This window comes from Peribacillus huizhouensis (genome assembly GCF_014138605.1).
Lineage (GTDB): Bacteria > Bacillota > Bacilli > Bacillales > DSM-1321 > Peribacillus > Peribacillus huizhouensis.
In genome coordinates this window covers 418,655-441,689 of the sequence record NZ_JACJHX010000003.1, presented here as the reverse complement: position 1 = coordinate 441,689, position 23,035 = coordinate 418,655, and the positions used below count along the sequence as shown (strand labels likewise).

17 protein-coding genes, 1 riboswitch and 1 other annotated feature are annotated in these 23,035 nt (G+C 38.0%); of the genes, 7 read left to right on the top strand and 10 right to left on the bottom strand.

What is annotated here, in order from left to right; all coding sequences use genetic code 11:
• Positions 1–11: 11 nt before the first annotated feature.
• Positions 12–1,349: a TrkH family potassium uptake protein gene (locus tag HNP81_RS07710; RefSeq protein ID WP_182502162.1), complete on the bottom strand. Its 1,338-nt coding sequence runs from the start codon at positions 1,347–1,349 to the stop codon at positions 12–14.
• Between the two features lie 466 nt (positions 1,350–1,815).
• A riboswitch (cyclic di-AMP (ydaO/yuaA leader) is annotated at positions 1,816–1,956 on the bottom strand.
• A gap of 253 nt (positions 1,957–2,209) precedes the next feature.
• Between HNP81_RS07710 and HNP81_RS07705 the strand changes: the two genes are divergently transcribed.
• Both HNP81_RS07705 and HNP81_RS07700 read left to right on the top strand, forming a co-directional pair.
• Complete coding sequence (locus HNP81_RS07705) at positions 2,210–2,572, top strand: Na-translocating system protein MpsC family protein (RefSeq protein ID WP_220478521.1); 363 nt, start codon at positions 2,210–2,212, stop codon at positions 2,570–2,572.
• Between the two features lie 167 nt (positions 2,573–2,739).
• Positions 2,740–2,934 carry a hypothetical protein gene (locus HNP81_RS07700; protein WP_028392250.1) on the top strand — a complete coding sequence of 65 codons (195 nt, stop codon included), beginning with the start codon at positions 2,740–2,742 and terminating at the stop codon, positions 2,932–2,934.
• Between the two features lie 139 nt (positions 2,935–3,073).
• Here HNP81_RS07700 and mbcS read toward each other — a convergent pair whose 3' ends face one another.
• The 5 genes from mbcS to ezrA form a co-directional block, all read right to left on the bottom strand.
• Positions 3,074–4,654 (bottom strand): acyl-CoA synthetase MbcS, encoded by a 1,581-nt coding sequence (gene mbcS / locus HNP81_RS07695; protein WP_182502161.1) that lies wholly within the window; start codon positions 4,652–4,654, stop codon positions 3,074–3,076.
• Positions 4,655–5,185: 531 nt separating this feature from the next.
• A complete protein-coding gene (locus tag HNP81_RS07690) occupies positions 5,186–5,386 on the bottom strand; it encodes an alpha/beta-type small acid-soluble spore protein (RefSeq protein WP_028392252.1) in 201 nt (66 codons plus the stop codon).
• Between the two features lie 89 nt (positions 5,387–5,475).
• Complete coding sequence (gene thiI, locus HNP81_RS07685) at positions 5,476–6,690, bottom strand: tRNA uracil 4-sulfurtransferase ThiI (protein WP_182502160.1); 1,215 nt, start codon at positions 6,688–6,690, stop codon at positions 5,476–5,478.
• 6 nt (positions 6,691–6,696) lie between these two features.
• Positions 6,697–7,836, bottom strand: coding sequence for a cysteine desulfurase family protein (locus tag HNP81_RS07680; RefSeq protein WP_182502159.1), 1,140 nt, complete (start codon positions 7,834–7,836; stop codon positions 6,697–6,699).
• Positions 7,837–8,283: 447 nt separating this feature from the next.
• Positions 8,284–9,981: a septation ring formation regulator EzrA gene (gene ezrA / locus HNP81_RS07675; RefSeq protein ID WP_246399271.1), complete on the bottom strand. Its 1,698-nt coding sequence runs from the start codon at positions 9,979–9,981 to the stop codon at positions 8,284–8,286.
• A 164-nt stretch (positions 9,982–10,145) separates the two neighbouring features.
• On the opposite strand from ezrA, the gene hisJ reads away from it, so the two are divergent.
• Positions 10,146–10,952 (top strand): histidinol-phosphatase HisJ, encoded by an 807-nt coding sequence (gene hisJ, locus HNP81_RS07670; protein ID WP_028392256.1) that lies wholly within the window; start codon positions 10,146–10,148, stop codon positions 10,950–10,952.
• Here hisJ and refZ read toward each other — a convergent pair.
• Entirely contained in the window at positions 10,944–11,594 is a 651-nt protein-coding gene (gene refZ / locus HNP81_RS07665) for a forespore capture DNA-binding protein RefZ (protein ID WP_028392257.1), read from the bottom strand. The genes hisJ and refZ overlap by 9 nt on opposite strands.
• A 303-nt stretch (positions 11,595–11,897) precedes the next feature.
• Here refZ and msrC point away from each other — a divergent pair, with 303 nt between their 5' ends.
• Entirely contained in the window at positions 11,898–12,377 is a 480-nt protein-coding gene (gene msrC / locus HNP81_RS07660) for a free L-methionine (R)-S-oxide reductase MsrC (RefSeq protein WP_028392258.1), read from the top strand.
• A gap of 153 nt (positions 12,378–12,530) precedes the next feature.
• Here the strand turns inward: msrC and HNP81_RS07655 are convergent, their stop codons facing one another.
• Complete coding sequence (locus HNP81_RS07655; RefSeq protein WP_246399270.1) at positions 12,531–14,384, bottom strand: sensor domain-containing diguanylate cyclase; 1,854 nt, start codon at positions 14,382–14,384, stop codon at positions 12,531–12,533.
• Between the two features lie 646 nt (positions 14,385–15,030).
• Here HNP81_RS07655 and rpsD point away from each other — a divergent pair.
• Positions 15,031–15,633, top strand: a complete 603-nt coding sequence (gene rpsD / locus HNP81_RS07650) for a 30S ribosomal protein S4 (RefSeq protein WP_028392260.1) — start codon at positions 15,031–15,033, stop codon at positions 15,631–15,633.
• A gap of 99 nt (positions 15,634–15,732) precedes the next feature.
• Positions 15,733–16,401, top strand: coding sequence for a DNA alkylation repair protein (locus tag HNP81_RS07645; protein ID WP_182502158.1), 669 nt, complete (start codon positions 15,733–15,735; stop codon positions 16,399–16,401).
• Between the two features lie 300 nt (positions 16,402–16,701).
• Here the strand turns inward: HNP81_RS07645 and tyrS are convergent, their stop codons facing one another.
• A complete protein-coding gene (gene tyrS / locus HNP81_RS07640; RefSeq protein ID WP_182502157.1) occupies positions 16,702–17,958 on the bottom strand; it encodes a tyrosine--tRNA ligase in 1,257 nt (418 codons plus the stop codon).
• 75 nt (positions 17,959–18,033) lie between these two features.
• Positions 18,034–18,252, bottom strand: a binding site (T-box leader).
• A 137-nt stretch (positions 18,253–18,389) separates the two neighbouring features.
• Here tyrS and HNP81_RS07635 point away from each other — a divergent pair.
• Positions 18,390–21,302: a transglycosylase domain-containing protein gene (locus HNP81_RS07635; RefSeq protein ID WP_246399269.1), complete on the top strand. Its 2,913-nt coding sequence runs from the start codon at positions 18,390–18,392 to the stop codon at positions 21,300–21,302.
• A 143-nt stretch (positions 21,303–21,445) separates the two neighbouring features.
• Here HNP81_RS07635 and HNP81_RS07630 read toward each other — a convergent pair whose 3' ends face one another.
• Entirely contained in the window at positions 21,446–22,834 is a 1,389-nt protein-coding gene (locus HNP81_RS07630; protein WP_182502156.1) for an L-cystine transporter, read from the bottom strand.
• Positions 22,835–23,035: the final 201 nt, after the last annotated feature.

Genomic DNA, 23,035 nt, shown 5'->3' with positions numbered 1-23,035 from the left:
CTATTTTTTCATTAACCGATCATTATTTTTCCTTTTGGGTTACGAAACGCATCTGGCTTACGCTTCATAGCAACAGCAAAAGCAATCGTTAAAGGACCTAATCTGCCTGCGAACATCGTACATATAATGAGGGCACGGCCGATAGGTGATAGTTCTGGGGTTAATCCCATTGATAGACCAACGGTGCCGAACGCTGAAGTCGCTTCAAATAGATACATAATAAAATCATGACCTTTTTCCGTGATACTCAATAGCATGGTAATTGTAATCACAAGAAATAATCCACTTACAGTTACAGTAAGAGCTTTAAATATCGTGTCAAAAACAATGCGTTTATGAAAGAAGACAACATCTTCTTTTCCTTTAATTTGCGACAAAACGGTTCCAAGTAAAGTAGCAAAAGTCGTCGTTTTAATTCCGCCACCTGTTGATCCTGGAGATGCACCAATAAACATCAGAATAATGGTCAAAAACAACGTTGGTTGTGTTAAATCTGAAATGTTCAATGTATTAGCACCATCTGTCCTCGCAGTCACCGATTGAAACAATGCTGCTAATCCTTTTCCTAGATAGGATAAAGGCTCTAACGTTTTTTCATTACCATATTCAAACAAGAAGATTAAAATGCCTCCACCTACTGTCAGAATAAGACTTGTGAGCAATACGACTTTCGTATGCACAGATAAACGGTTTGTATCATGATATTCATAAAGTTCATTCAGTACGATAAAACCAATTCCACCTAATGTGATAAGCGCACAGACGGTTAGCACGACCGTTGGATCTTCTGCGTAAGGGGTCAAACTCCGAAAGTCCCCCATTAAATCAAAACCTGCATTATTAAAATTGGAGATCGAATGAAAAATGCCAAAATAGATGGCCCGACTAATCGGCATGTCAAAAGAAAACCGGACTGACAGAATGACCGCACCGACAAGCTCTATCACTCCTGTAAAAATCAACACTCTTTTCACTAACCTAACAATACCCGCCATTGATAAATGGTTTAACGCTTCTCGAAGTAACAATCTTTCTCTCAGTGATATTCTTTTGCCTAAGAGAAAAAAGAAAAAAGTTGCAAATGTCATAAACCCTAATCCACCGATTTGAATGAGTAATAATATGACAATCTCTCCAAATCTGCTAAATGTGCTTCCTGTATCTACGACGACAAGCCCGGTTACACATGTAGCAGATGTTGCGGTAAATAAGGCATTTAAAAACGAGAGACCGACTCCATCTTCTGTTGAAAGGGGAAGAGTCAGTAATAATGCACCTATTAAAATCACTGCCGCAAAGCCCAAAACAAGAATTTTTGGCGGGTTTAGAAACGCTGTTAGTTTTTCCATAATAATCTCCTACCTGCTAATAAATTAAAACGATCACAATTAGTATTCTCATCTAAATATCATCCATTCTAAGAGGTAGCATGTTAGATGATTTAGATTATTGGTCAAATAGAGAAAAGTAGATTGAACACAAATAGACCAATGGTACTTTTCTCCTTGATGCAGTCATGCAATATCATTCAAAGCCCAGCGGTAAACCAAACGATTCACACAATGGCGTATTGAACACTTGCAAAACAACATGTTGATTGGAGAAAAAGAACTCATTGGTCTACTTAACGCCCAGCAAGTTATAAACTCCCTTTGCGTTCTGTCACCCAAGAAACCTTTTCATATTTATGCAAAAAAAACATCCATGAGCTTCTGCTCTAAAGCCCGACAACGAAAAAGACCCACTTATTGTTCATTAGGCTGCTTTCTTGCTCCATTCACAACAAAAAAGCCCCCTATAATAAGGTGGTCTTATGACCTCCTTCGCTTTAGCCGACGAAGTTAGCTGACGGGTAGGATGGCGAAAGAGTATTTCATCCCTTCTGCAAAAGCAGAATTAACCCCAAAATAGTGGGTCCTCCGTTCTCAATGATTTGAGATTTGGCCGATATCAAATTGTTATTTACGAGAATCATTCTACGCCTGCTTTACAATCTTTGTAAACCCTCGATAAGTGCGATATAGGTTCAAATCGATCCAAATATAGCTGAATTTAACATTCTTCTTTTAAAAAGCTCGATATTACGTAGTATTTCTACGGATTTGGAGGTATTTCAAATTTTTTTTAAAGATTTTTATTTTGCATTGACAAGAACTCACATTGGACATTATGATAACTCCATAAATCTCAGAAAATAACCGGAGGCATCATGTCAAATTCCAAAAAGAAACTAGAGGCTGAAATTAGTTCTGCGTTTATTAAATTCCAGCGTGATTTGATCGGCAGAGGACCACAGGAAGCCAAAACGTATATCATTAATGACATGTTGATTACCCGTTTCAAAGGTGTTCTAACGGTTGAAGAAAAGCATCTAGTCAATCGAGAATCTGGGAAAAAACTTGTCAAACAAATGCGAGAGCTTCTTCGCGAAATGTACAGCGAAGATTATGAAAAAATTGTCGAACAATTTACTGGCTGTAAAGTCCTTTCCTCTCATAGTGATATTAGTACGAAAACGGGAGAGAGAATCGAGGTTTTTATTATGGATAAAGACTTAGAGAAAAGCCTTTAAAAACGGGTCTTTCAGTCTACAATGCTAGCAATCTTCATATTATCGAATTTTGTAATTAATTGAATAAAAGAAATACATGTTTTTAGATTCATAGTTTGTATACTGTATATGATCGCAAGTCCTTTTTGTGAGTTGAAATTTCATTATGAATATGTAGGTGATTAAATATGGGGAATATTTCTAATAGATATGTAATTAACGCCGTAGGTAAAGGCGGTCAGACATACTTAACCCATTGTCAAGATAAAGAAGCGCTTAAGAAATGGATAGCCGATCACGAAGATCATCTTGTCATGAATGAGTTAAAGATTGTGGATAAGAAAAAGCATCCATTGTTAAAATTATTTTCTCTAAAAAGATAATTAATAAACATCCTAATCGATAAAAAAAGGTTGTCTAAACAAAGGGTCTTGACCTCACACTCTATACACGTTTATTAAACGCTGATAGAAGATGTGAGGTTTTGATCCTTTTGTTATGAGACAACCTCTCTTTATTTATTTAACCAGTATAGTTCTCATCCAAATTGCGTAAATCTACTCGGCGGATTTTCCCCGATGTCGTTTTTGGCAATTCTTTAATAAATTCAATTTTCCGCGGGTATTTATATGGTGCAGTTACTTTTTTCACATGCTCTTGAAGTGTTTTCACCAACTGTGGTTCATTTTCATCAACATGTTCCTGAAGCACGATATATGCTTTGACGACATTTCCTCGTACCTCATCTGGACTTGCTACTACAGCACATTCTTTTACATAAGAATGCTTAATTAATGCATCTTCAACTTCAAACGGTCCAATCGTGTAACCAGAGCTAATGATCATATCGTCGCCGCGCCCCTCAAACCAGAAATAGCCGTCTTCGTCTTTTCTTGCTTTATCTCCTGTTACATAATATTCACCGCGAAATTGCATAGCTGTTCGTTCAGGATCACGATAATAATTTTTGAATAAAGCTGGAGTTTCGATGTGCACAGCAATATCTCCGACTTGACCTACTTTACAAGGTACTCCATCTTCATCAATGATTTCAACTCGATTACCAGGTGTCGGTTTTCCCATTGAGCCAGGTTTCAGTTCCATTCCTATGGAAATTCCGACTAAAAGCGTATTTTCTGTCTGGCCGTATCCATCTCGTACTTGAATATTGAAATACTTTTCGAATATATCAATGACTTCTCGATTCAATGGCTCACCTGCCGATACTGCACTGTGTAGTTCGGCAAGATTGTAGTCTGCCAAATTATTCACTTTTGCCATTAATCGATATTCTGTTGGTGTACAGCATAAAGCATTTACCTTGTAATCCTGAAGGAGTTGTAAGTATTTTTTTGCTTCAAACTTGCCATGATACACAAGACCGGTTGCACCTGATCCTAGTACAGCAAGGAAAGGACTCCAAATCCACTTTTGCCAACCAGGAGCCGCGGTCGCCCACACTATATCTCCCTCACGAACGCCTAGCCAGTTTGCAGCAGCTGTCTTTAAATGAGCATATGCCCAGCCATGAGTATGTACTACACCTTTAGGATTTCCGGTCGTACCTGATGTATAAGAAAGGAATGCCATGTCCGAGCTTTTCGTATCTGCTAGAGCTAGCGTATCATCAGATGATTGTATTTGTTCCTCCAAATAGAGCCATCCTTGGACTTCCTGACCAACTGAAAATCTCACAAGCTGCTCAGCATCTTTAACTGCATTTACTTGATCACAAAATTGATGATAGCAAATGATTCCCTTCACTTCAGCATGCCTTATACGATATTCAATATCCTTTGGCCTTAACATTTCAGAACATGGGATAACCACTACTCCAATCTTAAGGGCTGCTAGATATACTTCATATGCCTCAATTAATCTCGGAATGATGATAAGGGCAATATCTCCTTTTTCGAATCCTGCATGTTTAAACACATTACCGATTTTGTTAACCCGTTTCATTAAAGCATTATATGTAACTTCTTTCTTTACTCCATCCTCAGATTCCCATTTTAAGGCTAAACGGTTCTTGTCTTTTGCAAATTGTTCCATTTCACTGACAAGATTATACTTCTCTGGAGCAATCAAATCTTCTCTTCTCATCGTAATTCTCCTCCCATTCATAAAGTGAAACTTTTATCAGTATTTTTTTATCCCTTACTACTTGATGTTTCACTTTATCATTTATCTATTCAATAGCCTATATGACGGGATAAAAACAGCAGTATGTATGTAAAAACGCCATAATCTAGTATAAAGGAAGATTTCAGTAAAATCGAGAAACCAACTCCATTAGCTACACTATTCCATATTTTTTAATGTTTTTATGTAAAGGCTCTGTTAAACTTGCCTGTTAATTGAAACGAAAGGCGGCAGCATTAGCTGGAGGTTCGGGAGCATCCTCGGCGCTCCTTTAACTCGCTTTTCTAAGCAGGAGTCTCATGCCTCCCGCTCCAAATCAACAATGAGCTTTAACATAGCCTATGTAAAAATCTAACTTAGTTACATGATGACATGTTAAAAGTATGTAACTAATAAATATTTTTTATTATCTTATCAGAAAATAAGTCGAAATGGAAAACAAATGAAAGAAAGCGGGCGAAACGCCCGCTTCCTGCAGCCATGTTTATGAAGTTATCGTTGGTACCCGCCTAATTGTTGTTCAGCCATTTGAACTAGACGTTTTGTGATTTCACCACCAACTGAACCGTTAGCACGTGAAGTTGTTTCACCGCCAAGTTGTACACCGAATTCAGTAGCGATTTCATATTTCATTTGATCTAGAGCTTGTTGTACACCAGGTACGACAAGTTGATTTGAGTTGTTGTTTGCCATGTGTTTTTCACCTCCTTGTGAGTATAGAATGTGTAAAAACACATGGCTTCATTCACTAATCTCTTGGTAATTATAGTCAGACTTACCAATTAGAATAGGTCTTCTGTTTGTACTTCTCCTGCTGCTTTTTCACCAAAGTGAATCTTGCGTGTTTCAGTCTGTTCCACACAAGCTTCAATCAACTTATCAAAATCAACAAAGCTTTCGTAATACTGAACCTTTTCAAGCTTAGGCTTTGTCTTCGGACTTGCTGGTGTAAATACCGTACAGCAATCTTCGTATGGTTGATTTGAAATCTCGAATGTATCATACTGCTTGGCAAGATCAATGATCTCTAATTTGTCCATCGCAATAAGCGGCCGTAATACAGGTGTAGAAATCACTTCATTTATGGCAAACATGCTATTCATCGTCTGGCTCGCCACCTGTCCAAGACTTTCACCGGTTATAATAGCCAGAGCTTCTTCTTTTTCTCTTATTGCATCAGCTATGCGGAGCATTAAACGACGTGTGCTCGTCATTGTATAGTTCTCAGGGATTTGCTTTTGAATCAGCAATTGAATTTCTGTAAACGGAACAATATGAACTTTCATGCTTCCGTTCACTAAAGCAAGCTTTTCTGCTAAATCCATGACCTTTTGTTTAGAACGTTCACTCGTGAATGGCGGGCTGTAGAAATGAATACATTCAATTTCAAGACCACGTTTCATGGAAAGGAAGCCTGCAACCGGGCTGTCTATTCCACCGGAAAGCATAAGCATTGCCTTCCCGCTTGAGCCAAATGGGAGACCGCCTGCACCTTGAATATTCACTCCAGATAAATAGACCGCTTCCTTGCGTATTTCTACAAGTAAATTTAAATCTGGTTTTTTGACATCCACTTTCAGAATACCATCTTTATTCCGTAACAAATGACCACCAAGAAGATGGTTCATTTCATTTGTATTATAAGGAAAATCTTTATCTGAGCGCTTTGTCGAAACTTTAAAGGTCTCAATTTCTCCCGATAGTTGGTCTACATAATATAAAGCAGCAGCTTTAATTTCTTCAATATCACGGCCTACTTTTAAAGCCGGACTTAATGATTGGATACCATAAACACTTTTTATTTGGTCGATAATCTTCTGATGATCTTCACCATTTAACAGAATGTACATCCGCTCTCGACTCGCTTGCAGTGTGGCAGCTTTAAAATCTCTTAATGCCCAGCGAATATGATTTTTAAGTTTATCAACAAAGCTTTTTCGATTACGCTTCTTCGTTGAAATCTCGCCGTAACGAATGATAATATGATCAAATTTCATTTTATTTTACCTCATAACCTTTTGTAATTTTAAAAGTGTGTTCTTAATTTCCCTAAGGACGAGCTCCGCCTCATAGTGTTCATTTCCATATGAAGTGCTTATTCGAATAACACTCTCTGCCCTTCTCTGATCATGGAACATGGCCAACACAGTATCACTGACGGATTTTTTCTTAGACGAACAGGCACTTGTCGTTGAAAGATATATCTCTTTTTCTTCAAGCGAATGGATAAATACTTCCGATTTAATACCCGGAATGGAAAAATTGATAATATGGGGTGCACCGTGTTTCGGACTGTTTATTTTCACACCTTGCATGTCATTCAATCCCTGAAACAACATTTCGCGAATTTCAGTTAGTTTACCGTCATCTTGGGCACTTTTTTGCAAAGTGAGACGTAATGCTTTCGCTAAGGCTACGAACCCAGCAACGTTTTCCGTTCCACTCCTTAACCTCGCCTCCTGATTGCCGCCTGTGAAAAGCGGTGAAACCCTAATACCATCTCTAATGTATAATACCCCCGTACCTTTCAAGCCATGAAATTTATGACCAGAAATCGTACATAAATCAATTTTGCCAGCAGTTAAATCTAATGGAATCTTGCCAATGCCTTGCACATGATCAACATGAAAGAGCACTTGTGGCCATTCTTTTAATAATTGACCGATTTCTGCTATCGGTTGAATAGATCCGACCTCATTATTAACAGACATGATTGACACTAAAATCGTATCTGTGCGTAAAGCTTTTTTCAATTCTTCTACAGAAACAAGACCATCGGAATCAACTTGTAAATAAGTAATTTCGTACCCCTCTTCTTCAAGAGATTTACAGGTTTCTTTTATGGATGCATGCTCCATAACGGTAGTGATAATATGCTTACCTCTTCCTGAATAAGCATGGGCTGCACCCTTTATAGCCAGGTTATTTCCTTCCGTTCCTCCAGAAGTAAAGCAAATTTCCATGCTTTTCACTTGAAGTAGTTCAGCCACTTGCCTCCTGGCCTGAGTTAATAGGTTTTCAGCTTTAGCCCCTAAACCATGTAAAGAAGAGGGGTTGCCAAAATAATCTGTAGAAACCTTTATAAAAGAATCGATAACTTCTGGATACGGCTTAGTCGTAGCGCTATTATCAAAATATATCATGTATTAACCTCCTTATAGAAAAGCGCACACGCCTTTAATGAGGAAAAAACATGTGATAACGTCGTTTTACCCCACCTTGTAGACTTCAAGCTACTTATCTAGACTAAAAATTCAATTAAATTTTCATTTATCTTAATTTAACTAACCATCAGTGAGGCGGAAAAAAACCAAGGATGGGAGTTTCACTTTATATACATGCATCAGATTACTTCTTGTCCATTAATTGAAATACAACATATTATTTTACCATAAATCACGATGTTTGAAAAAGATTCATTTTTCCAAAATCAGGATTCCACCTACAAACCTAGATAAAGTAAAACTTCAATCAGTGGGAGTTTTCTACATCCCCCACTCATTGATCGTCCCGTTCCTCCGCCCGTTAATGCTGGATAAAAAAAACTTGAAGGGATTAAGTTCCCTTCAAGCTTGTACCAACCTGTCCTATTATGAATGTACTTCTTCCATATTGGCCTCAATTTTATCTAAACTGCCTGGCTCCACTTTTTCAATAGCTGTTGCTGCGACTTGTAATGCCGACTCATATTCATAATCCCGAAAATGCTTTTCAGCCGTTCTTAATGCCTCAGCAACGGCTGGGTATCTACTTCGATACCGATTTCCATATTGGATTACTTTCTCTGCAAGAAGCATCTCTTCAATCAAATCTTCTGTGTTTTCGTATAAATTATTCGCAGAAGCGATGGCTTTTTCAAGAAAAATGTGAACAGAGCCCATGTCTAGAGGTTTTTCATCTAGTTTATTCTGAACATCTTCAAGGCTTTCTTTGGCTTCCGATAGCAAATTCCGATAGCTTTCAGGCAGACCAGGAATATTACTTTGCGTGATAATTCTAGTTGTGTCTGCCATTTTTTTTCTTAGTTCTTGTAATACTTCACGTGCTTGAAATTCATCTTTTCTCAATGCATGAAGTTTCTCAGAAAATGCTTCATGTTCCACTTTCAACTCGTTTAGAACTGCTTCAATTTCCTGCATTTCATCACTTAAAACAGAGCTGATAAGCGTATCATCGGCAATTTTTAAAGAGAGCAATTGAAACCTCTTAACCAATTTATCGATTTCTTTTTCTAATTTCTTTTGTGCACTTAGTTCGCTTTCTGTAACATGATAGCTATGTCGCACCACAACTGTCTCAGCTTTCAACTTATCATGCTCATATTCAAAAGCTTCAAGGCTATCTTTTAAAATATCCTGATTTCTTATTAAGTACTGTTTGGATAGCACTTCTTTTTCAAGCAAATCATACAAGAGGTTCACACGATCAAAAATTTCATTTATTCCTTGTTCTGCATCTTCCGTCTGCGCAAGATCAAGCTGAACATTATAATATGAAAGCTCAGTTTCAAGGTTCTGAATTTCTGCCTCAAATTCAATATGTTCCAAGGTATAGCCCTGTTCTACCATCTCCTTGAAACCAACTTTTAACTCCGAGATCGATGTCGGAAGAGAAGTATGCCCATCAAGCAGCAATTGAGGAATGATTTTCATTTTTGTTTGAATCATAGCAAGCTTATTTTTTATCGATAATACAAGCTCTCGCGCATTTAAGTAATTGCCATTTTCGGTCGCTTCTTCATATTGCTTAAGTATCTCCACTATTTCATCGAGCATGTTCTCAAGTGGGTCTGCAGCTTTTGCAAATGTATGGCGGTGAGCTAACAAGTCTTTTTTAATTTTACGGTAACTTTCTTTTATCTCCTCAATCTCAACCCTGTTTTTCTCTTCACTGCCGACCAATTCATTTAACTCTATGAGAATCTTTTCGATAGTCGCTTCAATATTCGTAAGTTTAGTTGAGATCATTCGCTGGACTTCTTTCGATTTACCGAGACGGTATTTGTCGACATAATCATCTGCTTCAAACAATAATTCTTCAACATCCGGCATATAAACTGTAATAATGGCGTCCCATTCTTTGCGCCATCTTTCAAACATTTCTTCCGTTTCACCTGTCATATTTAATTGCTTTACTTTAGAAAGCTCATCCAATATCGGGCGGTTCATTATGTCCATTTTCCAAGCCTCAAGCTGGTCAATTTCTTTAAAATGCTTCTTTTTCAAAAAATATCCCCATATTATTAACACAATAACTAGTATGATTATTCCTAGTATGTATTCCATCATATTGCCCCCCAATTCTAAGCCTATCCAGTAGGAAACGATCTATATAAATGTTTACATGTTCAATTCAATGCTTTTATGATACCATGTTAGCAATAATTTTTGACTAATAAATAATTTTTTTTTACAGAAATGTGCTTGAATTTGAATTTATTGGGGGGATTTTCATGAAAAATGACAGTCATGTTCACAGTCCATACTGTCCTCATGGTTCTGACGACTCTTTTGAAGAATATATTGAGCGAGCAATCTTCTTAAAAATCGAGGAAATAACGTTTACAGAACATGCACCACTGCCAGAAGGGTTCATTGACCCTACACCAGATCGTGATAGTGGCATGGATCCTGGCCATTTACTAGACTATTTTCAAAAAATTGCTTCTCTAAAAGAGAAATATAAGGAAAAAATTACGATTAAAACAGGGCTTGAAGTAGATTATATCGAAGGTTTTGAAGCAGAAACTAAGAGATTCCTTAACCAATATGGCAATTATTTAGATGATAGTATCCTATCTGTTCATTTTATTCGATATGAAAATGAGTGGCATTGCATCGACTTTAGTGATGAAATGTTTAAGAGCATTGCCAATAGATTAGGTTCTATTGATGCGGTTTATTCATCTTATTACGATACATTAGAGAAAAGTGTTGCTGCTGATTTGGGGATCTTCAAGCCGAAGCGTATCGGACATGTTACACTTATTCATAAATTTCAGCAGCGTTTTTCACCGAAAGAAAATTATGATCAGAAGCTATATTCAATTCTAGACATCATGGGTAAACAGGGATATGAGCTAGACTATAACGGTGCAGGAGCTATTAAGCCACTTTGCCTAGAACCTTATCCGCCAGAGCGTTTTGTAAAATATGCCTTGCAGATTGGCATTCCTTTACGTTATGGCTCTGATGCACACCAAGCCAAAGACTTAGGTCAAGGGTATGACGCATGTTTAGAAGAAGCGTTTTCAAATTGAAACATTATATAGCAACTCTTCTTGCCTATCACGTTTAACAAACAGACTTTGTTCTAAAAACAAACAGATTTCATCGCAATATTTATCAGTGTAATATTTTTCCTGCGTATACACATGCAACACTTCTCTCGCATAGTGAGCATGTATGATTGGTGCTGAGAGCAACCCTTTAATTTGTAAAGTGAAGATCGCTGGTTGAATTTTACGAAATATTCCTTCTTTTATTCCTTTTTCTAAGACATACTGAAAATAAGCGTTTTCTTTCATGTAATAGGTTGATAAAACTTCTCGATTAAGATTAGAATCAAGGGAGGATTCTCCATAAATAAAGCTTGCGGCCAAGAAGTTTTTTCGCTGAAAATTAAAGACATCTGTAAGTATCGTCAGCAAACCTTTTTGTGTGCCAATGCGATCAAGCTGGACAAGGTTTTTCTCTAATAGCTGAATATATGCTTCTAAATATGTAGTGAAACAATATTCTAGCAATCCTTGTTTGTTTTTGAAATAATAAGCAATATTAGCTGAATTGACTTTGGCTTTATGAGCAATATCCCGTATGGAGGTCGCATGATAGCCTTTCAAGTGAAATAAATATAGGGCGGATTCAAGAATTGCTTCCTTCGTTTGAGTTTGGCGGTTCATTTTTTGAATTCCTCCTCTAATTTCAAGTCTTACCTAAAGTAATTCTTGGAATATTCGCAATGTCCTGTTAGAACTTCTCGACAACTTCTAGCGGATAGTTTGCAAACTTGTTGAAGGTTGTATTTTTATCCCGATTTAACGAGCAGTAAGACCCCCACCACAAGCTTATGAAGTACAAAGTACATAGAGGGTAGGTGGGGGACAAACTGCCCGTAAAATCCCGATTGGTTCAACTAACCATCAGTGGGGAAAGACCTCCCACTGACGGAAGTTTCACTTTATAATGAAGCAGGGGGAATGTTTATGTTTAATGTCGAACAATATACAGGTAGCAAGCAAGAAAATTACTTACTTGCTGAACAACAACTGATTGCGTTAGTTGATGGAGAGCCAAATCGAATTGCGAATCTAAGCAATGCTTGTGCCCTCCTTAATCAGCTTTTGGATGAAGTGAATTGGGTCGGATTCTATTTAGTAGAAAATGATGGATTAGTGCTCGGGCCTTTCCAAGGATTGCCGGCATGTATTCGCATTCCTTTTGGTCGAGGCGTTTGTGGGACCTCTGCTGCTGAACGTAAAACGTTTCGTGTAGAAGATGTTCATCAATTCCCAGGGCATATTGCGTGTGATGCCGCTTCTCGTTCAGAAATTGTCATCCCGCTTATTAAAGGGGATGAATTAATTGGGGTCCTTGATATTGATAGCCCAATCATAAATAGATTTGACGAGATTGATGAAGAAATGCTAGAAAAATTCGCGCATACATTAGTGAAATACTTGTAAAAAAAGAAGATGGCTCCTATCTTCTAAATAAATACGTATTATCTAAACAAAAGGAGAGGAGGCTGTCCCATACCGAAAGTGTCTGACCTCGCACTATATACTGTGTATAGAGTGCGAGGTCAGACACTTTTGAGACATCCCCTCTCCTTTAACTTATTTCTGAACAAGCACTTTATTTTTCCCCGTATTCTTCGCAACGTATAGAGCATCATCTGCACGCTTGAATAGGGCTTTAACGTGATCTCTGTTTTGATTCGTCCAATAGGAAACCCCACACGATATGGTAACTTTAGGGTTGGTTTGTTCACTTACTCTTTCTTGGATTCTCTGTGCAATCCCTTGCCCAACTTGTATGGAGACATTTGGCAGATAGATTGCCAATTCCTCTCCCCCCCATCTTGCTCCAATGTCCGTTTCTCGTATACTTGATTGGATAATCATTGAAACTTGAATGAGAATCTCATCACCAATTTGGTGACCGTAGGTATCATTTACTTTTTTAAAATTGTCGATGTCTACCAAAATAAATGTTCCATTATGATCTTTTTTCAATGACTCCAACATCTTCTCATCTAAATAACTACGTGAATACAAGCCTGTTAAATGATCCGTAATAACCATTTTCTCCAGCTCTTCGCGAAGCATTGAATTAGCCAATGCAAGGCTCGTATGGTGAATCAATGATTGAAGAAGCTTAAATGTTTCAAAAGAAAAATAATATGAATCTTTATGTAATACTAGTGCGTAACCGTGTATTTGATCACTTTCTATCATCGGAACAACCATCATCGAACGATACTTCACGTCTTTTTCAGGTAATTTCAAATGCATATCCCCAATGAACAAGGATTCAGTAGTAGAACCAATTTTTTCTTTCAAAAAATCGACGTATAATCCCGTTTGATCAGAAGAAAAAAATTCCGAGCTACCCGGCAAGAAATTAGCCGTTCCATCAGGTAGAACAAATACGAACCCTGCCTCATCTGCATGGAAAGAATGCATAATTTGCTCTTTCATGAACTCCATCGTTTCACTTAGGCGTAGATTCAAATTCAATTTATGGGATGTTTCATTAATAAACTGTAGATCAGATATTAAACGGCGAGATTGCTGATACAGCTGTGCATTCTCAAGAGCGCCACCTGCGGTATTTGCTAATAGAGTAATAAATTCGACTTCTTTTTCTGGAAACATACGAGCATTTGGAGCTATTACTTGAAGAACTCCGTACACGCCTTGTTTTCCTTTCAGTGGTGCATATAGATTTGTTTTTCTTGCAATCAACTCGTCTTCGATTTGGACAGTTCCAGTAACAAAGGCTTGCATAACGGCCACATTCTCACTATCATAGCCGAGATCTTTTATCGGAAGGTCTTCATGGTTTGTATTATCATGTGTTAGAAGAAGATAATAGGTGAAAGACGGATACACTTCTTGTAGCGTTTGGATAATTTCCCCGAGTACAGCATCCATACTCATAGATGAATGAATTTTTTCAGTTACCCGAAATAGTTTTTTGTAGCGCCTTCTTTCACTCGTAATCTCTGAAATATGTATCGCCGCATTTAAAATTTTCATCACTTCTCTTGAGAACGCCTCCCCTTCTTCTAAAGTGATTTTCTCAAACGAACCAGGAATCCCTTCTTTTAATGCAAGGAGTCCCACTAATTCATCTTCGCTTTTTAGTGGCAAATACAGTTGAAAATCCTTTAACTCTTCTATTTGAAAATCATTATATGCATACGGTTCACAGTCATTAAATAAAGAAAAATTTGCTATGCGAATATCTTTTCGATCTTGATAATGCTTGCTTGAAGCTTCAATATGTAAATGCTGTTGGCTATTGTCCACCTTAAAGTAAGTAACCTCTTCAGCTTCAAAAGCATCGCAAATGGCAAGTACAAGTTTTTTTAAAAAAGAAGTGTCTTCCATTCTTCCCTTTGAATCATCCATTTGATTAATTAATAATGTTTTTAATTCATATAGTAACTGAGTCATATTTCTCATCTTTATCTCATCCCTATATAAGTAATGCCGAAGCTCAAAACCCCCAAAAAACAAACAGTTAAAAAGAACTATTACTTTTCCGTTTTTTTCTATATTATTCATTATATACTTGTATGTAAAAAATATCTTTATTAATTTTAGAAATTTCTATTAAATAAAGTGAAGCTTCAATCAGTAAAAGGGAGTTCGTCATCTCCTACTGATTGTTAGTCCAGTTCTAGTGTCCGCTAATACCTTCATTACGCTTCTTCAATTCACCTAATCCTTGAGTCGGGGTTTTACTGCCTGTTAATGCGGGATAAACGTAGATCTCATGTTTTTAGACTCAGTTCTTTATACCTACAAAAATTCAAAGTGAAACCTAATTATTTTAAAGTAATTTGACCATGCTGATTTCGTTTTTACATTACTAACTAAATGGAAACACACTTGACTATTTTTCTTTAAAATTATATACTACTAGTTGTGTAAAATAGTGCAGCCTATGTGAGTGCTTTTACGGCCTCATTTTGTTCCTCATTATGAGGTGTATCACGTAACCCTCAGCTGCTAGGGCGAAGATACATGAAAACAAAATGACCATAATCGTTTATCGCAACGGTTTTTATTTTACCCAAATAAAAACATTTGAAGGAGGAGTCATCCTATGGCTCGTTATACTGGCCCAAGCTGGAAATTATCCCGTCGTCTTGGAATTTCCCTTACAGGTACTGGTAAAGAATTAGAAAAGCGTCCTTACGCTCCTGGACAACACGGTCCAAACCAACGCAAGAAACTTTCCGAATACGGATTGCAATTACAAGAAAAACAAAAACTTCGCCACATGTATGGAGTTAATGAGCGTCAATTCCGCACATTATTCGACCGCGCTGGTAAAATGCAAGGTGTACACGGTGAAAACTTCATGATTCTTCTTGAATCACGCCTTGATAACGTTGTTTACCGTCTTGGTTTAGCTCGCACTCGTCGTGGAGCTCGCCAACTTGTAAACCACGGTCACATCCTTGTTGATGGAAAACGCGTTGATATTCCATCATTCAAAGTGTTACCTGGACACACAATCTCTGTTCGTGAAAAATCACGCAACCTAAGCACAATCAAAGAATCAATCGAAGTAAACAACTTCGTTCCTGATTTCTTGACTTTCGATGCTGACAAACTAGAAGGTACTTTCTCTCGTTTACCAGATCGTTCTGAAGTTCCTGCTGAAATTAACGAAGCTCTTATCGTTGAGTTCTACTCTCGTTAATCAGTTTGAAATGAACCCTCATCCTTTGATGGGGGTTTTTTCATCCTTAATGGCCTAATAAAAAGCATATCACTCAAAATTACTTACCTAGGAGGAGCTATGAATTTTCCTATTCATGCATTAGAAAGGCTATACAATGAGCACGCTTGCTCAGAATATGCACAGTGGTCTAAAAAATATATGAGAAATCAATTTGATTTTCTCGGGATTCGAACCCCCATTCGCCGAAAATTAACTAAGCAGTTTTTAAAAGAAAATGGAATACCGTCAAAAGAGGAACTACAAACGCTAATTCTTACACTATGGGAGAAGCCGGAACGAGAATACCAAAAAGCTGCCCTTGATATCTTGGAAAAAACTAAAAAAACCCTCACTCCCGCTGATATGCCGTGGCTAGTCAGTCTGCTCAAAAGTAAATCTTGGTGGGATACAATCGATGTACTATCACCTCATATCTTTGGATATATGTTTTTACAATACCCCGAACTTGTTTCCTTATACCCTGACCAGTGGATTGATGATGATTATATTTGGTTACAGAGATCTGCGATTCTCTACCAGCTATATTATAAAGAGAATATGAATGAAAAGCTGCTGTATGATTATATTCTACGCCAAGCTCTCAGCGATGAATTTTTTGTACAAAAAGCAATTGGCTGGGTGTTACGTGAATACGCCAAAACGAACGCTTCTAGTGTGCAATTATTTGTCTCTCAAAACCAATTAAAACCACTGAGCAAGCGCGAGGCATTGAAACATCTGTCTTAGAACCTAGATTTTATCGGGGTCAGAATGAATGGCTTACCAGCTCGGAGTGGTACACCGTGAGACACTTTTTGGGATTTGCGGGCCGGAATCCATACTTTTCATGCCGAATTTCGGATTTGCGGGCCGGAATCCACACTTTCCATGCCGGATTTCGGATATGCGGGCCGGAGTCCGGAGCTAGATCTCTAATAAAACAAGACCCCCCCTAACCAAAAAGGATCAGAACCTTACATCTCTTTTAAACCGTAATGAAACGATGTATAGAGTGTGGGGTCTGACCCTTTTTAACAACTTCAGTTATTATTTAATTAGCGTGTATTTCTTTTTCCCGCGGCGAACAAGCATGAATTGACCTTCAATTTTATCTGCTACTGTTACGACATATTCTAAGTCTGTCACTTTTTCGCCATTAATTGAAATCGCACCATTTTGGATGTCTTCTCGAGCTTGACGTTTAGATGGCGAAATCTTCGCTTCAACGATTAGTTCAACTAAGTTGATGTCATCCGAATCGTCTCTGCTGAAACTTGGCACATCTTTGAATCCAACTTTAATCTCAGCAGCACTTAAGTTTTTTACATCTCCACTAAATAAAGCCGCAGAAATTTTTATTGCTTGGTCTAGTGCTTCTTGACCGTGAATCAAACGTGTCATTTCCTCTGCCAATGCTTTTTGTGCTTTACGCAAATGTGGTTCATTTTCTACCGATTGTGCTAATCCCTCAATCACGTCTTGTGATAAGAATGTGAAGAATTTCATGTATTTAACTACATCAGCATCTGCTGTGTTAATCCAGAATTGGTAAAATTCATAAGGAGTTGTCTTCTCCGGATCAAGCCAGATTGCCCCACCTTCTGTTTTCCCGAATTTCGTGCCATCCGCTTTTGTTACAAGTGGAATTGTCATCCCAAATGCCTTAACAGCTTCGTCATGAGATTTTCGGATCATCTCTAGACCTGTTGTAATATTGCCCCACTGATCACTTCCGCCAATTTGCAGCTTGCAATTATGATTGTCGTATAAATGATTGAAATCGATTCCTTGTAAAATCGTGTAGGTAAATTCTGTGAATGAAATCCCTGTTTCCAATCTTGAAGCAATCGTATCCTTCGCTAACATGTAATTAATGCCGATATATTTCCCGTAATCACGCAAGAAAGTAACCATATCAATCTTGCCGATCCAATCATAGTTATTTACCATGATTGCGCCATTGTCTCCATCAAAATCGAAAATCTTCGTTAATTGACCTTTTAGGCAATCTGCATTATGCAAAACCGTTTCTAATGTTTGCAGGGAACGCTCTTCTTTTTTTCCACTTGGGTCACCAATTAACCCTGTTGCTCCACCCACTAAAACAATCGGGCGATGACCATGCTGTTGAAAGCGACGCAGTGTTAAGAATGGCAATAAATGGCCAATATGCATACTATCTGCTGTCGGATCCACGCCACAATATAGCGAAATTTTTTCTTTTTCTAAAAGTTCTTTCATTCCCTCTTCATCAGTTTGTTGATAAATAATCCCTCGCCATTCCAAATCTTTAAGCAATTCCATTTGATTTCCTCCTGTTTGATATTCATAAAGTGTTTATGCGGGATAAATTGACAAATAAAAACGCCCCTTCATAAATGAAGGGACGAATATATTCGCGGTACCACCCAACTTGAGGACATACTTCATCCTCCGTCTTAAAACCGTTAACGGCGGTCTACCGTTTACTGCTACTTAAAGTTCACAGCAAATGCTCAAGGAAGTAATTCATCTAAACTATGTGTACCGATTCGCACCTTCCATCGGCTCTCTAAAAACAGGGATAGTTTGACTACTAAGTCCTCTCATCGCTTTCCTAAACAAATTCCAGTTAATGATTTTTTATCATATATTTATCACTATGTCAACTTCTTCAATTGATAGAAATACTTGAAAACATCCCTGCTAAATACGTATCTATGCTATAATGTATCTGATTTCAGGGGGAATGATTGATGAAAAATAATGAAAATAAGCATAAGTCATTTTGGATGAAAATCACCGATTTCTTCCATAGTAAAAAAACACAAATGTACTCCAGAGTTACATATCATGTGGTTTGGAATATCGTATTATTGTTTATTATCGTGCTTGTTTTAGGCTTTTCCTTTGCAGGCGGTGTAGGAGCCGGTTATTTTGCCGCTTTAGTCAAAGACGAACCGATTCGCACGAAAGAAGAACTAAGAAAAGATATTTATAATTATGAAGAAGCATCAGACTTATATTTTGCTAATAACATTTTTCTTGGAAAGCTAAAATCAGATCTTGACCGTGAAGAAATAACTATCAATGAAATGTCACCACACATGCTCAACGCCATCATTGCAACAGAAGATGAATATTTTAATGAGCATAAGGGTGTCGTACCTAAAGCAGTTATGCGGGCTATTTTCCAAGAAATGACAAACGCATCTGTTCAATCTGGCGGAAGTACTTTAACTCAACAATTGATCAAAAATCAAATATTAACAAACGAAGTATCCTTCGACAGAAAAGCGAAAGAAATCTTACTCGCACTTCGAGTGGAAAATTTCTTAACTAAAGATGAAATTTTAGAAGCATACTTAAACGTTTCAACCTTCGGCAGGAATTCTTCCGGCCAAAATATCGCAGGTGTCCAGGCAGCGGCCAAGGGAATCTTCGGAATCGATGCCAAAGATCTTACTATTCCACAAGCGGCATTTATCGCTGGACTTCCTCAAAGTCCTTTTCGCTATACGCCATATACGCAAAAAGCTGAATTGAAAAGTCCAGAAGGTATTGAGCCCGGATTAGTTAGAATGAAAACTGTACTTAAAAGAATGCGTGACGGAAATTATCTTACTGAACAAGAATACAAAGATGCTCTCAATTATGATATTACGAAAGACTTTATCGGACCTAAAACAGCACCGTCCAAAATATATCCATGGTTGGTCGTAGAGCTTGAAGAACGGGCGATCAAAATTCTTTCAGTCATTCTTGCTGAGCAATCAGGATATGAAAAAACAGATTTGGAAAAAGATAAAGATTTAAATGAACAATATACAACACTTGCAAGAAGAGAACTAAAGCAGAATAATTACAAAGTCTTTTCAACGATTAACAAAGATATGTACGATAACATGCAACAAGTTGTTAAGAACTATGAATATTATGGCAGGGATAAACCCCAACTAGTTACCGACCCAGAATCTGGTGAAACAATCACTGTTCAGGAACAAGTCGAAACAGGAGCTATTCTCATTGAAAACAAGACAGGAAAAATTCTTTCTTTCGTCGGCGGTCGCGACTTTGACAGAGAACAGACCAATCATGCGACATCAGCTAGACGACCGAACGGGTCAACAATGAAGCCATTGCTTGTTTATGCACCTGCATTTGAGCTAGGTTATATTTCACCAGGATCTGTCGGCATTAATGTGCCCATTTCAATTGGGAAATGGCAACCGAAAAATGCGGGAGAAGGGTATACTGGATTAACCAATGCGCGAGAAGCACTGGCTAAATCCTACAACATTCCTGCAGCAAGCTATTATATGGGTATCATAAATCAGCGCCCAGCCACCTATCTCGAAAAAATGGGCTTTACCTCGTTAATTGAAACAGACTTTACAATCCCTTCCTTAGCTTTAGGGACACCTACAAACGGGGTAACAGTTGAAGAAAATGTTAATGCATTTACAACGTTTGCAAATGATGGACAATTTATCGACGCCTACATGATTGACAAAATTGAAGCGAAAGATGGCACTGTCATCTATCAGCACGAAACGGCTCCGGTAGAAGTGTTTTCACCGCAAACAGCCTATCTTACACTAGATATTATGCGAGATGTTATCTCGAACGGAACGGCAAGATATTTAAATGGAAAGTTATCTTTCTCTTCGGACTGGGCTGGAAAAACGGGTACAACGAACAATACCCAGGATGCCTGGTTTGTTGCCACGAATCCAAACGTAACATTTGGAACATGGATTGGTTATGACACGCCAAAAAGAATAGATAATAAATACAAAGGTCTTACGTATAGCCAACGAAATATTAAACTTTGGGCAAGTTTAGTCAATTCAGCTTATCAAGTAAACGCGGATCTCATTGGACCTAAAGGTAAATTTGAAAAACCAGCAGGCGTTGTAACTCGTTCTTTCTGTTCAATATCAGGTTTACTTCCATCTGATGCTTGTTCAAATGCTGGATTAGTCAAAACGGATCTATTCAATGTAAAATATGTACCAACAAAAGTAGACCATAGCTTCATTAATGGACAATATGTCTATGCAGGAGGTGGTCGCTACTTGGCACAATCATCGACACCAAGCGAATTTACAAGTGGCGGATATATGCTAAGTCCTGAGTATCTGAATAAAATCGGTGGAAGGTATATTAATAATATCAACGATTTACTAGCTAAATATAATAGTAACGGCAATATTGTTACTGGTTCGACACTTTCTGATAACGGTAAAGTGCCAAGTGCCCCTACTCTAGGATTAAACGGAAACAGGATTACCTGGAATTCTCATCCTGAAAGAGATGTTGTTGGATACAGAATCTATAGCAACGGTCAAAGAGTTGCTAGTATTCGCTCTAACGAAAGCCTAGCATATAGCATTCAAAGCGGAACATATTATGTGACAGCTGTTGATATTGCTGGTAAAGAATCATCTCCTTCTAACGCCGTTACTAAACAAGCTGAGCAAAAGCAAAAGCAAGAGGTTCCGAGTAAAACAATTGAGACAAACGAAGAACAAACAAAACCAGAGACGAAACCAGAAGAAAAGCCTGTAGAAAAACCTGTAGAAAAACCTGTAGAAACAATTCCTGATGATACCACCCCTCCTACTCCTGAACCACCAGCAGAAACACCTGCTAATCCGGAAAATTAGGGAGGTTAAACAAAAAACGAGGCTGCCCCATAATAAGGGGCAACCTCGTTTTTTCAGGTTTGTTGTAAATTCATTCTTAAAGAGGTTGTTTTAAAAGAGAGAAAAAAGAATGTCGACAACACGTCGACATTCTTCTACCTTTTTTATGCCTCTACTTCAATCGATGCAGACTCATTAAAGTAAGCATCTTTATCCAGATCACCAGTTACTTTACTAGTAAGCACACCAGCAGTCATACTTCCACTTACATTAAGCGCTGTACGTCCCATGTCAATTAACGGTTCGACTGAAATAAGCACACCAGCAAGTGCAACTGGAAGGTCCATCGCCGATAAGACAATCAATGCTGCAAAAGTAGCTCCGCCGCCAACTCCAGCGACTCCAAACGAACTGATGGCAACGACAAGAATAAGCGTCACAATAAACGAAGGTGATAATGGATTAATTCCAACGGTAGGCGCCACCATTACAGCTAACATTGCAGGATAAACTCCCGCACAACCGTTCTGACCAATCGATAATCCGAAGGAACCAGCAAAGTTTGCGATCCCATCAGAAACTCCTAATTGTTTCTGTGTTTTAATATTTAATGGCAACGCCCCGGCACTTGATCTAGATGTGAAGGCAAACGTAAGTACTGGAAATGCCTTTTTCAAGTATTTTACTGGACTTAAGCCACTTAAAGACAGCATCAACAGGTGAATCAAGAACATAATGATTAACGCAATATATGAAGCAATGACGAATTTACCAAGCTTGTAAATAGCATCAAGGTCACTTGTCGCAACCGTGTTAGTCATAATCGCTAAGATACCGTATGGTGTTAATCGAAGGATTAAGGTTACAACACGCATAATTAGCGAATAGAAAACATCCACAATTTTCGCAAACATTTCTGCATGCTCTGGTTGTTTTCTTTTAACTCCTAGAAATGCAAACCCTAGAAATGCAGCGAAGATAACCACCGCAATCGTTGAAGTCGAACGAGCGCCCGTTAAATCAAGGAAAGGGTTAGCAGGGAAAAATTCAAGAATTTGCTGTGGCATTGTTTTCCCTTCCAGCGAAGCTCCGAATTTTTCTTCTAATTGAACACCACGATCAATTTCTGCTTGCCCCTGCTCAATTTGTACGGCTTCTAAATTGAAAACGGTAGCGGATCCAATCCCGATTGCTGCAGCAATCGCTGTTGTACCAATAAGAATTCCTAAAATTAGCGTACTGACTTTCCCAATATTGTTAGTCAGCTTTAACTTTGTAAATGCTGAAATAATTGAAATGAAGACAAGTGGCATAACAATCATTTGCAGAAATTTCACATACCCGCTACCGATAATGCTGAACCAGCCAACTGAAGAAGTAATGACTTCAGAATCCGGGCTTGAGAAAAGCTGTAATATGAACCCAAACACAACTCCCAACCCTAATCCGGTAAACACTCTTACCGTAAATGACATATGCTTTTTCTGCATATAAAATAAAACAGCTAATAATACTAGCATAATTGCGATATTTAGTAGAACATATCCTAACATGCATAACCCTCCCAAACCATTATAGTTTCTTATTCGTATAAGATAAGTTGGTTTTATCTTTTAATAATATAATACGATTTACATTAGATTACTAGTACTTTGCTTAAATAATTTTTTTAAATATAATCCGACCCTTTCATCAGTCGTTTTTTTCATTCCCCTCTTAGCCTTGAGGTGGGGATCTTACTGGTATTGCGGGAT